At 64.9% G+C, this 12,696-nt stretch carries 11 protein-coding genes; 7 read left to right on the forward strand and 4 right to left on the reverse strand.

The features are described from left to right. Window positions 1–13: 13 nt before the first annotated feature. Window positions 14–466, forward strand: coding sequence for a type II toxin-antitoxin system RatA family toxin (locus VK792_RS06745; protein WP_326296628.1), 453 nt, complete (start codon window positions 14–16; stop codon window positions 464–466). A gap of 84 nt (window positions 467–550) precedes the next feature. Next, a complete protein-coding gene (locus tag VK792_RS06750) occupies window positions 551–1,822 on the forward strand; it encodes an MmgE/PrpD family protein (RefSeq protein WP_326296629.1) in 1,272 nt (423 codons plus the stop codon). A gap of 39 nt (window positions 1,823–1,861) precedes the next feature. On the opposite strand, the gene VK792_RS06755 is transcribed toward VK792_RS06750, so the two are convergent. The 4 genes from VK792_RS06755 to VK792_RS06770 all read right to left on the reverse strand — a co-directional run bounded on the left by VK792_RS06755 (window position 1,862) and on the right by VK792_RS06770 (window position 5,295). After that, window positions 1,862–3,040, reverse strand: coding sequence for an ammonium transporter (locus tag VK792_RS06755; RefSeq protein ID WP_326296631.1), 1,179 nt, complete (start codon window positions 3,038–3,040; stop codon window positions 1,862–1,864). 157 nt (window positions 3,041–3,197) lie between these two features. Next, window positions 3,198–3,671, reverse strand: coding sequence for a CinA family protein (locus VK792_RS06760; protein ID WP_326296632.1), 474 nt, complete (start codon window positions 3,669–3,671; stop codon window positions 3,198–3,200). Next, on the reverse strand, window positions 3,668–4,153 hold the full coding sequence (locus VK792_RS06765) for a phosphatidylglycerophosphatase A family protein (RefSeq protein WP_326296633.1): 486 nt from the start codon (window positions 4,151–4,153) through the stop codon (window positions 3,668–3,670). Before VK792_RS06765 ends, VK792_RS06760 begins: the two co-directional genes overlap by 4 nt. Then, window positions 4,150–5,295 carry a bifunctional 2-C-methyl-D-erythritol 4-phosphate cytidylyltransferase/2-C-methyl-D-erythritol 2,4-cyclodiphosphate synthase gene (locus VK792_RS06770; RefSeq protein WP_326296634.1) on the reverse strand — a complete coding sequence of 382 codons (1,146 nt, stop codon included), beginning with the start codon at window positions 5,293–5,295 and terminating at the stop codon, window positions 4,150–4,152. The genes VK792_RS06765 and VK792_RS06770 overlap by 4 nt, the downstream gene beginning before the upstream one ends. A gap of 160 nt (window positions 5,296–5,455) precedes the next feature. Between VK792_RS06770 and dusB the strand changes: the two genes are divergently transcribed. The 5 genes from dusB to ntrX all read left to right on the forward strand — a co-directional run bounded on the left by dusB (window position 5,456) and on the right by ntrX (window position 12,677). Further along, window positions 5,456–6,439: a tRNA dihydrouridine synthase DusB gene (gene dusB, locus VK792_RS06775; protein WP_326296635.1), complete on the forward strand. Its 984-nt coding sequence runs from the start codon at window positions 5,456–5,458 to the stop codon at window positions 6,437–6,439. Then, window positions 6,436–7,521 carry a two-component system sensor histidine kinase NtrB gene (locus tag VK792_RS06780; protein WP_326296637.1) on the forward strand — a complete coding sequence of 362 codons (1,086 nt, stop codon included), beginning with the start codon at window positions 6,436–6,438 and terminating at the stop codon, window positions 7,519–7,521. The genes dusB and VK792_RS06780 overlap by 4 nt, the downstream gene beginning before the upstream one ends. Beyond that, complete coding sequence (locus VK792_RS06785) at window positions 7,521–8,891, forward strand: response regulator (RefSeq protein ID WP_326296638.1); 1,371 nt, start codon at window positions 7,521–7,523, stop codon at window positions 8,889–8,891. The genes VK792_RS06780 and VK792_RS06785 overlap by 1 nt, the downstream gene beginning before the upstream one ends. Before the next feature lie 99 nt (window positions 8,892–8,990). Continuing rightward, window positions 8,991–11,252 (forward strand): sensor histidine kinase NtrY-like, encoded by a 2,262-nt coding sequence (locus tag VK792_RS06790; protein ID WP_326296640.1) that lies wholly within the window; start codon window positions 8,991–8,993, stop codon window positions 11,250–11,252. 15 nt (window positions 11,253–11,267) lie between these two features. Then, complete coding sequence (gene ntrX / locus VK792_RS06795) at window positions 11,268–12,677, forward strand: nitrogen assimilation response regulator NtrX (protein WP_326296641.1); 1,410 nt, start codon at window positions 11,268–11,270, stop codon at window positions 12,675–12,677. Window positions 12,678–12,696: the final 19 nt, after the last annotated feature.

Raw genomic sequence — 12,696 nt, forward strand, 5'->3', positions numbered from 1 at the left:
AATAAGGGGCCCCATGCCGACCCATTCCGAAACGCGCGTTCTGCCCTATACCGCCCAGCAGATGTACGACCTGGTGGGGGACGTCGCGAACTATCCCAAGTTCCTGCCGTGGACGGCAGCGGCGCGGATCCGGTCGCGCGACGATTTCGGCGATCACACGGTGATGCTGGCCGACCTGGTGATCAGCTTCAAGGTGTTCCGCGAACGGTTCGGGTCGCGCGTGACGCTGTGGCCTGCTGACCACCGCATCGACACCGAGTACCTGGACGGGCCGTTCAAGCACATGATCTCGAAGTGGGCCTTCAAGGATGTGGACGAGGGGGTCGAGGTCAGCTTTTTCGTCGATTTCGAATTCCGCAACCCGATCCTCCAAGGCGCGGCCGGGATGTTCTTTTACGAGGCGATGCAGCGCATCGTGCGTGCCTTCGAACGCCGGGCGGCAGAGCTTTACAGCGCCGGGGCGTGACGGCCCCGCCCGTTTTCCCCCTTCCGTCCCGGTACCGGGCTTGTCATACCATCTGGCGAGCCCCGGAAAAAAGGACGCCCCGCGATGACCGATATCCTGACCCGTCTGCTGGACCTGACCGCCGCGCCCGCCACGCCCGATGCGCTGGCTGTGATGCGTCTGTCGCTGGTCGACTGGCTGGCAGTGGGGATCGCGGGCCGGGATGAACCGGTTGCGCGTCTGACCCGCGACATGGTGCTGGACGAAGGCGGGGCCGGGCAGGCCAGCCTGTTCGGTGGCGGCAAGGCACCGCTGCGGGCGGCGGCGCTGGTCAATGGCGCGGCCAGCCACGCGCTGGATTACGACGACACCCATTTTGCCCATATCGGTCACCCGTCCGTCGCGGTGATCCCGGCGGCGCTGGCGGTGGCGGAAAAAAACGGGGCCAGCGTGACCGAGGTCACCGAGGCCGCGCTGCGCGGAACCGAGGCGTCGGTGCGCATGGGGCTGACGCTGGGGCGCGCGCATTACCAGGTGGGTTTTCACCAGACCGGCACGGCGGGGGCGTTTGGCGCGGCGCTTGCGGCGGCGATCCTGCTGGGGCTGGACCGGGACGCGACGGGGCAGGCGCTGGGGCTGGTTTCAACCCGCGCCTCGGGGCTCAAGTCGCAGTTCGGCACAATGGGCAAACCGCTGAACGCCGGGATCGCCGCATCGAACGGGGTCGAGGCCGCGTTGCTGGCAGCGCGCGGGTTCGTCTCGAACCCCGGTGCGCTGGATGGTGTGAACGGGTTCTTGCAGACCCATCATGCCGATGGACCCGGCGACCAGCCGGAAGGGTGGTTGATGCAGGGTGTCAGCCACAAGTTCCACGCCTGTTGCCACGGGCTGCATGCCACGCTGGAGGCGCTGGAAACCGTGAAGCCCGTCGATCCCTCGGCGGTCAAGGGCGTGGCGGTCACCACCCATCCGCGCTGGATGACCGTCTGCAACCAGCCCGAGCCAGAGACCGGGTTGGCGCTCAAGTTCAGCTATCGCGGCGTTGTCGCAGCGTCGCTGCTGGGGCAGTCGACCGCGGCCCTGTCGACATATACCGATGCGCTGTGCGCCGATCCGGCGTTGGTGGCGCTGCGCGACAAGGTCAGCGTGACGGCCGATGACAGCGTCGCGGAAACCGCTGCGCGCGTGGAACTGGTGCTGGGCGGTCAACGTCACATGGCAGAATTCGATCTGGATGCGCCGATGGCCTATGATGACCGCGCCGCACGGATCCGGTCCAAGGCCACGGCGCTGCTGGGTGCGGCGCAGGCTGCGCGCGTCTGGGAATCGGTGCATGGCGATCATCGTTCGGTCGCGCATCTGACCGCGGAAATGTGAAAACGGGCCCGCGTGGGGCCCGTTCCGACATGCCGGTCTTCAGCTGCGGGTGTCGTAGGCGCGTTCGCCGTGCACGCTCAGGTCCAGCCCGTTGACCTCGGACTCTTCATCGACGCGCAGCGGGGTGATCACGCGCACGATCAGCACCAGCGCCACCGTCACCACAAAGGTGAAGACGCCGACGATGGCCAGCGATCCAAGCTGTGCCGCCCAGCTGCCCGCCCCGAACACCGCGATCATGATCGTGCCGAAGATGCCGCCCACACCGTGCACGGCAAAAACATCCAGCGTGTCGTCGATCTTGACGACATTTCGGATCAGGTTGACCGCTTCCTGGCACAGGATGCCGGCGATGGCGCCGATGATCAGCGCATCGACCGGGCCGACAAAGCCGCTGGCCGGGGTGATCGACGCCAGACCGGCGATGGTGCCGGTGACGATGCCGACCAGCGAGGCCTTGCCGAACTTGATCTTTTCCCACAGCGCCCATGACAGTGACGCGGTGGCCGCCGACAGGTGCGTGACGGTCAGGGCCATTGCCGCGCCGCCGTCAGCGGCCAGTTGCGAGCCGCCGTTGAAGCCGAACCAGCCCACCCAGAGCATTGCCGCCCCGATCATGACATAGCCGGGATTGTGCGGCGGGGTGGTGTGGTTCTTGCGCGGGCCAAGGAAGACCGCGATGATCAGCGCCGCCAGACCGGCGGTTTCATGCACCACGATGCCTCCGGCGAAATCCCTGACCCCGGTTTCGCCAAAGATGCCGCCATCGGCCAGGAACCCGCCGCCCCAGATCCAATGGGTGACCGGAGCGTAGACGACCAGCATCCACAGCGCCGAAAACAGCAGCACGAAGCCAAAGCCCACCCGTTCGACATAGGCCCCGACGATCAGCGCCGGGGTGATGATGGCGAACGTCATCTGGAAGGCGAAGAACAGCACTTCCGGCAGGCTGCCCGACAGCGTCTCGGCGGTGATCCCCGACAGGAACATCTTGCCCAGCCCGCCCCACCAGGCGTTGCCGTCGCCAAAGGCGATGGAATAGCCGAAGACGAACCACAAAACGCTCATCAAACAGGCAATCGCATAGCAATGCATGAACACGCTGAGCACATTTCGGGCACGCACAAGCCCGCCATAGAACAGTGCCAGTCCCGGCAATGTCATGAACAGCACAAGCGCCGTTGCCACGAGAATCCAAGCGGTATCCGCTGCGTTCATTTCCAGGCCCTTCCCTCTTGGCAAATGATTTCGCGCCAGAGAAGGGAAGTGGCTCGCATAATAAAGCGGCAAGTCGAATTTTGACCGTCTAAAATGCAGGCAGTTTCAGAATTGATATAAAAATATGCAGAAAATTACCTTGGCGGCGCAAAAATCGTCACTTTGTGATCAGGGCATCGCGGATGAGTCGCAGCGCGTGGTCGCGGGCCCGTGCACGGACATTGGCGCGGCCGATTGCGCCGAACTCGACGGTTTCGCTGCTGACGTCCCCGTTCTGAGCCAGCGCAAAGCAGACCCGACCTTCGGGTTTGAATTCTGACCCGCCGGGGCCAGCGATGCCACTGATCGCAACGGCCACGTCTGCCCGCGCCGCGCTCCGCGCACCCGCAGCCATTTCCCGCGCCACCTGTTCCGATACCGCGCCATGGGCGTCGAGCGTTGCGCCGGACACACCCAGCATCTCTTGCTTGGCCAGGTTGGCATAGGTCACGAAGCCGCGTTCGAAGATGGCCGAGGAACCCGCCACATCGGTGATTGCCGCCGCCACCATCCCGCCCGTGCAGCTTTCGGCGCAGGTGACGGTCAGGCTCTTCGCGCTGGCAAGGGTCACGATCTCCTCGGCCAGGGTCACATCAGCACCCCGTGGTACAGGCTGGCCAGCGCGATCGAGCCGAGCGCGGCAAAGACGCCCGCGATCACGTCGTCCAGCATCACCCCCAGCGCGTCGCCGCGCCGGTCGGCCCAACCGACCAGCCAGGGTTTCCAGATGTCGAACAGCCGGAACAGAAGGAACCCCGCCACCCAGCCGGGCCAGAGCCGTTCAACCCCGATCCCCATCATCAACGCACCATAGCTGACCGGGAACAGCGCGATCCACTGGCCGACGACCTCGTCGATAACGATATAGGACGGGTCGTGGTCCGTGGTCCCTTTGGTCACCTCGTGCGTGGCGATCCAGCCTGCGCCGAAGCCCAGCACCGTCAGCGCCAGCAACAGCCAGAAGCCGCCGATCGTGTGGATGCCGTAGGCAAAGGGCAGGGCGGCCAGCGATCCCCAGGTGCCGGGGGCAGGGCGCAGCAGTCCGACGTAAAAGAAGGTGGCAATGGCTTTCATGGTTTCACCAGCGTTGCGGTTGCGATAGCGGCGATGCCTTCCTCTCGCCCGGTAAAACCCAGACGTTCCGAGGTGGTCGCCTTGATCGACACGCGATCCGGGGCAAGGCCCATGATCTGGCCCATGACCTGCATCATCGCGGCGGCATGGGGGCCGATCTTGGGCCGTTCGCAGATCAGCGTGCAATCGACGTTGGAAATCTCATAGCCCCTGGACCGGGCCAGATCGACGGCGTGGCGCAGGAAAATCGCGCTGTCGGCGCCTTTCCACTGCATGTCGCTGGGTGGAAAGTGGCGGCCAATGTCGCCTTCGGCCAGCGCGCCGTAAATCGCGTCTGTCACCGCGTGCATGCCGACATCGGCGTCCGAATGCCCTTGCAGCCCGCGCCCGTGGGGCACCCTGACCCCGCACAGCACGACGTGGTCGCCGTCGCCGAAGCGATGCACGTCGAACCCGTTGCCCAGTCTGATATCCATTCCCGTCTCCAGTATCCGGGCCGCGCGGGCGAAATCGCCGGGGCCGGTGATCTTCAGGTTGTGTTCGGAGCCTTCGGTGATCGCCACCGTCAGGCCCGCGTCGCGCGCCACCTGCACATCGTCCGCAGCGCCCCCGGGGTGGGCGCGGTGGGCGGCAAGGATGGCGTCGAAGCGAAAGCCTTGCGGTGTCTGTGCCCGGTACAGGCCCGCGCGATCGCGGGTGCCGGTCACGATGCCGTCCGCGCCTGTCCAGAGCGCGTCGGTCACCGGCAGGGCCGGGGCCGCGCCGTCATGGCTGGCCAGCGCGGCGATGACTGCGTTGATGGTGGTCGCGCCGACGCAGGGCCGGGCGACGTCGTGGATCAGGACGATGTCGGGCGCGTCACCGGCCAGCGCCTCGAGCCCGGCAAGGACGGAGCCCGCGCGCTCGGCGGCGCCGTCAACCAGCAGGACGGGCAGTCCGGCACACAGCGCCTGCGCGCGGTCACGGTCGTTGGGGTGGATCACCAGCACCAGCCGCGCCAGCGGTGCAAACCGTTCCAGCGTCCAGCGGGCCACCGGTTTCCCGGCAACCTCTTGCCATTGCTTGGGAAGCGGCCCGCCGGCACGGGTGCCGCGCCCGGCGGCAACGATCAGGGCGGCGATCTTGTGGTTTTGGTCCGACATGGCGTCTGCATATGCGCTGTGCGACCTCTGCGCAATTGCGCGGAACGTGTCGCCTAATTTTTAAGCAAATGCCCATTCAGTTGCTGGCATATCCCCCCGATTCATTGATAAGTGGGGCGCTCCACAATAACTCAGTCCCATCTGCACAAGGAATAGGCGCTTGACCCTTCGTCTGGCCGGCACTCCCATCTCACCGCCTGTCCTGCTGGCTCCGCTGGCTGGAATCACGGATCTGCCGTTCCGCGCCCTTGTTTCGCGGTTCGGGGCGGGGCTTGTCGTGTCCGAGATGATCGCCAGCGGTGAATTCCTGGCCGCGCGCCCCGGAACCCGTGCAAAGGCGGAACTCGGGCTGGAGGCGCAGAACACCTCGGTCCAGTTGGCCGGGCGCGAGCCCGCGCCGATGGCCGAGGCCGCCCGCATGGTGGCCGACATGGGCGCAAGGATCATCGACATCAACATGGGCTGCCCCGCCAAGAAGGTGGTGGGCGGCTATTCCGGCTCTGCCCTGATGCGCAACCTTGATCACGCGCTGACGCTGGTCGATGCGGTGGCGACCGCGGTGGATGTGCCGGTGACCCTGAAAACACGGTTGGGCTGGGATCACGACGCGTTGAACGCCCCCGATCTTGCCCGCCGGGCACAGGATGCCGGGGTGACGATGGTGGTGATCCACGGCCGCACCCGGTGCCAGTTCTACAAGGGGCAGGCCGACTGGGCCGCGATCCGTGCCGTGAAAGACGCGGTCTCGATCCCCGTGGTCGCGAATGGCGACGTGATCAACAGCCCCAGCGCGCGCACCGCCCTGGACCAATCGGGCGCGGATGGCGTCATGGTCGGGCGCGGGGCACAGGGCCGGCCCTGGGTGCTGGCGCAGATCGCCGCCGATCTGTACGGAACACCGGCCCCGACCGTACCGACGGGGGCGGCGCTGATCGACATGGTACAAGGACATTACCAGGACATGCTGGCCTTCTACGGTGCCGATCTGGGCAGCCGCGTCGCGCGCAAGCACCTGGGCTGGTACATGGACGACGCGGGCACCCCCGCGCCGCTGCGGCGCGAGGTGCTGACCTGCCGCGATCCGCAAACCGTCATGCAGTTGATTCCGCTGGCACTGGGCGGGTCTGAAAGGGCCGCGGCATGAACACCGAAACCGACCTTCAGCTTTGGTCGTCGCTGCCGATCCCGGGAATCCTGATCGACGCCGAAGAACGGATCGCCGATCTGAACTCGGCGGCAGAGGGGTTCCTGAACAATTCCGCCAAGTGGCTGACAGGCCAGCCGATCTGGGACCGGCTGGCGGTTGATGCCCCGCTGGAAGAAAGCCTGGCGCGGGCCCGCGAATTCAGCACGCCGCTGTTCGTCAACGATGTGGATGTCGGCACCGGCAGCCGTCCGCCGCTGGTCTGCAACCTGTCCTTCGCGCCGCTGGCAGGCAGCCCGGGCTGGATGATCATGCTGATCTCGCCGCGCGAACTGGCGGGGCGGATGACGCTAAGCCATTCGGTCAAATCCGCGGCCAAGTCGGCGATCGGGATGGCCGAGATGCTGGCACATGAGATCAAGAACCCGCTGGCCGGGATCACCGGGGCGGCACAGCTGCTGTCGATGAACCTGTCGAAGGAAGACCTGGAACTGACTGACCTGATCGTCGCCGAAAGCCGCCGCATCGTGAAGCTGCTGGAACAGGTCGAACAGTTCGGCAACCTGTCGGCACCGGAACGCAAGTCGGTGAACATTCACGACGTGCTGGACCGCGCGCGCCGGTCGACCTCTCTCGGCGTTGGTGCGCACATGAAATACATCGAGGATTACGACCCGTCGTTGCCGATGGCCTTTGGCGACCCCGACCAGTTGTTGCAGGTGGTGCTGAACCTGCTGAAGAACGCGGCCGAGGCGAGCGATCCGAAAGAGGGCGGTACGATCCGCCTGCACACCTTCTATGACCACAGTTTCCGCATGCGGCGCACCGATGGCAGCACCCAGAAGCTGCCGCTGCAGGTAGAGATCATCGACGACGGTCCCGGCCTGCCAGAACACATCAAGGGCGATATCTTTGACCCGTTCGTTTCCGGCAAGGAAAACGGCACGGGGCTTGGGCTGGCGCTGGTCAGCAAGATCATTTCAGACCACGACGGCTGGATTTCGGTGGATTCGGTCCCCGGCCGCACGGTGTTCCGCATCTCGCTTCCGCGGGCACCCAAGATCACTGAGGAGACAGACTGATGGATGGCACGGTACTGGTTGCCGACGACGACCGCACGATCCGCACGGTTCTGACCCAGGCGCTGACCCGCGCCGGGTGCAAGGTGCACGCCACCTCATCGCTGACCACGCTGATGCGCTGGGTCGGTGAGGGCAAGGGCGACGTGGTGATCTCGGATGTGGTCATGCCCGATGGCAACGGGCTGGAAATGCTGCCGAAAATTCACCAGGATCGCCCCGGCCTGCCGGTGATCGTGATTTCGGCGCAGAACACGATCATGACGGCGATCCAGGCGGCCGAGGCCGAGGCGTATGACTACCTGCCCAAGCCCTTCGACCTGCCGGACCTCATGAAACGGACCGCGAAAGCGCTGGAAAACCGCCAGCGCACCCCGGTGCGGGACGAGGTGGTGACCGGAGGCGATGGCCCGGACGAACTGCCGCTGGTGGGCAAGACTGCCGCGATGCAGGCGCTGTATCGCCTGGTCGCGCGGGTGATGAATACCGACCTGCCGGTGTTGATTTCGGGAGAATCCGGGACCGGCAAGTCGCTGATCGCGCGGGCGATCCACGATTTTTCCGACCGCCGCACGCTGCCTTTCGTGACCGTCACCGCTGCCGATCTGTCCGATCTGGAAGGCCCCGCGCGGGTGCTGGCCCGGGTCAAGGGCGGAACGCTGCTGTTTGACGAGATCACCGATTTTTCGGACGAGGTGCAGGCCCGTATCGTGCGCATGATGGATGTGCCTGGCGAACATGTGCCGCGGTTCATGGCCACCAGCCAGACCGATCTGGCCCGCGCGATGGACGACGGCCGGGTGCGGCAGGATCTGTTCTATCGTCTTTCGGGTGCGTCGATCCAGGTGCCATCGTTGCGGGAACGTGTAGACGACATCGAGTTGCTTGCCGACCACTTCCTGGCGAAATCCGAACGCGAGGGCGCGCCGTCACGCTGGCTATCCGCCGACGCGAAAGAGATTTTCCGGGCCTACAGTTGGCCCGGCAACGTGCGCCAGTTGGAAAATGCGGTGCGGCGCCTGTCGCTGACCAGCCGCGCCGAGGAAATCAGCCGGTCCGAGGTCGAGGCGGTTCTGGGCAACCAGCCCGAGATGGGCCCGATCCTGCAGGGTGGCGAGAGCGAAAAGCTGGGCACATCGGTGGCACGCCACCTGCGCCGATATTTCGACCTGCACGGCAACATGCTGCCGCCGCCGGGGCTGTATGGCCGTATTCTGCGCGAGGTTGAGGCCCCCCTGATCGAAATCGCGCTGGAAGCGACCGGCGGCAATCAGGCGAAATGCGCCGATCTGCTTGGCATCAACCGCAATACTTTGCGCAAGAAGATCACGGAACTCGATATTCAGGTGACACGCCGCCGCAAATTGATGTAAAAGGGCCACACAACCGTGGCCGCGTTGCGTCAGCAGCGACAGGACCACAAGATATTGCGGTCGGGTGCGTAAAGCACCACATCAAGAAGAGGTCGGGCTGTGGCCACTGGGGCACGCACGCTGAATTGGGCGCGGCTGAGCCGTTTGCGGCGACAGCGGCGCGTCCAGAATGCCGTGACATTGGGGCTTGTGATCCTCGGTCCGATCCTGGCCGTGGCGACGTTTCTTGCGCTTGGTCCGCTGGACCAGGGATTGTCTGCGCTTGTGTTGCGGCTGATCCTGCTGGCGGATTTCGTCTATGTCCTGCTGATCGCGGCGCTGGTGCTGCAACGGGTGGCCAAGATGGTGGCCGCGCGACGGGCCAAGTCCGCCGGATCGCGGCTGCATCTGCGGTTGACGGGCGTGTTTGCCGTGATGGCGTTGTTGCCCACGGTCACCGTCGCGGTCTTTGCCGTGCTGACGATCAACATCGGGTTGGAGACATGGTTTTCCGAACGGGTCCGCAACGTGGTGGGCGCGTCGCTGTCGGCGGCCGAGGCCTATGAGAACGAACATCGCGCCGATCTGACCCAGGATGCGAAAGCGCTGGCGCAATACCTGAACGCTGCGCGCCGTGCGACCTTTATCATGAACGACGGTGACCTGCGGCAGGTCCTTGCGCAGGGGCAGGCGCAGATCCAGCGGGGGCTACGCGAGGCCTATGTGATTGACGGCACCGGTGAAATCAGGGCGCGCGGTGAGCGTTCCTACCTGTTCGATTTCGAAAAGCCGTCCGACGCCGACCTGGCCGAGGCGCAAGAAAACGGCATCGCGGTGATCGAGGACTGGGACAATAACGAATTCCGCGCGCTGCTGCCGCTGCGGGCCTTCGTCGACCGGTATCTTTATGTCAGCCGAGAGGTCGATGGCGGTATCCTGAACCTGCTGGACGACACGCAGGAAACCGCACGGTTCTATCAACAACAGGAAAGCGAGCGGGGTCGGCGGCTGTTCGACTTCGCACTGCTGTATCTTGGGTTCGCAATGCTGCTGATCATGGCGGCGGTCTGGCTGGGCATGTGGTTCGCCGAACGGCTGTCGCGCCCCGTGGGGCGGCTGACCGGGGCTGCACAAAGCGTGGGCACCGGGGATCTGGACGTTCAGGTCATCGAGGAAGACGGCGATGACGAGATCGCCATGCTGGGCCGCTATTTCAACCAGATGACCCGGCAGCTGAAAATCCAGCGCCAGACGCTTCTGGACAATACCCGCCAGATCGAACGCCGCCAGCGGCTGTTCAACTCGGTCCTGACCTCTGTCACGTCAGGCGTCGTGGGGCTGGACGATCAGGGGCGCGTGACCTTTGTGAACCGGTCGGCGGAACGGTTGTTGGGCTGGCATGAAAACAAGGCCACGGTGCATATCCATGTCGCCGTGCCGGAGTTTGGCCCGCTGTTTGACAGGGTCCAGGCCGAAGGCCTTGAAATCGCGCAGGAAGAGTTGAAGGTCAGCCGGGAAGGCCGGGCCGAAAACCTGCTGGTGCGGATGTCCACGCGGCGGCGCGAAGACGGCAGCCTGGAAGGCTATGTGGTGGCTTTTGACGACGTGACCGACCTGGTCAGCGCGCAGCGGATGGCGGCCTGGGGCGACGTTGCCCGCCGGATCGCGCATGAGATCAAGAACCCGCTGACCCCGATCAAGCTGTCGGCGGAACGCATCCAGCGCAGTTTTGTCCGGCGGCTGGAACCGCAGGACGCCGAGAAGGTCAGCGGCCTGACCGAACGCATCGTGCGCCAGACCGATGATCTGCGCCGAATCGTGGACGAGTTCAGCAAGTTCGCGCGCATGCCCGAACCCGAACGCAAGCCCGAAGACGTGGTCGACCTGTTGCGCGGTGTGGTGCTGATGCAGGAGGCCGGCCAACCCGGCGTGCGCTTCGTCACCGACCTGTGCGCTGACCCGATGCCATCGGAACTGGACGCGACGATGATCGGGCAGGCGCTGACCAACCTGATCAAGAACGCGGGCGAGGCGATCGAAAGCCTTCAGGAAAAAGGGGCTCCGGACGGTTTTGCCCCGGAGATCCGCATTCGCTGCGCCGAGGTCGATGGCCGCGCGGAAATCCGCATTCTGGACAACGGGATCGGTCTGCCCGAGGACCGGGCGCGGCTGTTCGAACCTTATGTGACCACCCGCGACAAGGGCACCGGCCTTGGCCTGCCCATCGTGAAGAAGATTATCGAGGAACATGGCGGCAGCCTGATCCTTGACGATGCGCCCGTTTTCGAAGGCGCGTCCCATGCGGGGGCCATGGCGGTGATCCGTCTGCCCCTGTCCCCCGCAGCCCCGAAGACAGAAGAAGATTTTGAACAGGCGGTCTGAGTGACGAGAGGCATCATGAGCGATATTCTGATTGTAGACGACGAGCGCGACATTCGCGAACTGATCGGCGACATTCTCGAGGACGAGGGGTACACCACCCGGCTCGCGGGGAATTCCACCGACGCCATGGCCGAGATCAATGCAGAGCCGCCGGCGCTGATGATCCTGGATATCTGGCTGAAGGACAGCAAGATGGACGGGATCGACATCCTGAAAACCGTCAAGCGCGACAACCCCGATGTGCCGGTGGTCATCATTTCAGGCCATGGCAACATCGAGATCGCCGTGGCGGCGATCAAGCAGGGCGCCTATGACTTCATCGAAAAGCCGTTCAACATCGACCAGTTGCTGGTGGTGATCCGCCGCGCGATGGAAGCCAGCCGCCTGCGCCGCGAGAACCAGAAGCTCAAGCGCCGTGAAACCCAGGCCGCGAGCATGGTCGGCGAGAGCGCGGCGTTCCGTGGGCTGGTGAACCAGCTGGACAAGGTGACGAAATCGAACGGCCGGGTGATGCTGACCGGACCTGCCGGGTGCGGCAAGGAAGTGGCAGCGCGCTATATCCATTCCAATTCCAACCGTGCCTCGGCCCCGTTTGTCACCGTCAACTGCGCGGGCGTGGCACCGGAAACCATGGAAGAGGTGCTGTTCGGACGTGAGACCCCCGATCGCGGGGTCGAGCCTGGATTGCTGGAACAGGCGCATGGCGGGGTGATCTATTTCGACGAGGTTGCCGATATGCCGGTTGGGACGCAGTCGAAGATCCTGCGCGTGCTGGTCGACCAGCAATTCACCCGCGTCGGGGGGCATGACAAGGTGCGGGTCGACCTGCGAGTGATTTCATCCACCAACCGTGACCTGCTGGCCGAAATCGACGCGGGGAATTTCAGGCAGGAATTGTACCATCGTTTGAACGTGGTGCCGATCGCGGTACCGAGCCTGGAAGAACGGTGCGAGGACATTCCGTTCCTGGCCGCCTATTTCATCGAGCAGTGCAACAAGAGCCAGGGTCTGCCGCTGCGCAAGCTGAGCGAAGAGGCGCAGGCGCTGTTGCAGACCATGGTCTGGCCGGGCAACGTGCGCCAGCTGAAGAACCTGGTGGAGCGGGTGCTGATCCTGGGCGATGGCTCGGGCGAGATCGCGGCCTCGGAACTGCCGCAGGAAACCGCGGTGGGGCAGGATGACGACAGCCGCGTGGTGTTGTCGGGGACGCTGGCGACGCTGCCGCTGCGTGAGGCCCGCGAGGCGTTCGAACGCGAATACCTGCTGACGCAGATCAACCGGTTTGGCGGCAACATCAGCCGCACCGCGAGCTTTGTCGGGATGGAGCGCAGCGCGCTGCACCGCAAGCTGAAGTCGCTGGGCGTGGTCACCAGCACCAAGGCCGGGTCGCGCGTGGCGCGGCTGGAGGACGAGGTGGTGGACTGACGCGTGGACCGGGTACGGA

Origin of the sequence: Mesobacterium hydrothermale (genome assembly GCF_035818635.1) — a bacterium.
GTDB lineage: Bacteria > Pseudomonadota > Alphaproteobacteria > Rhodobacterales > Rhodobacteraceae > Mesobacterium_A > Mesobacterium_A hydrothermale.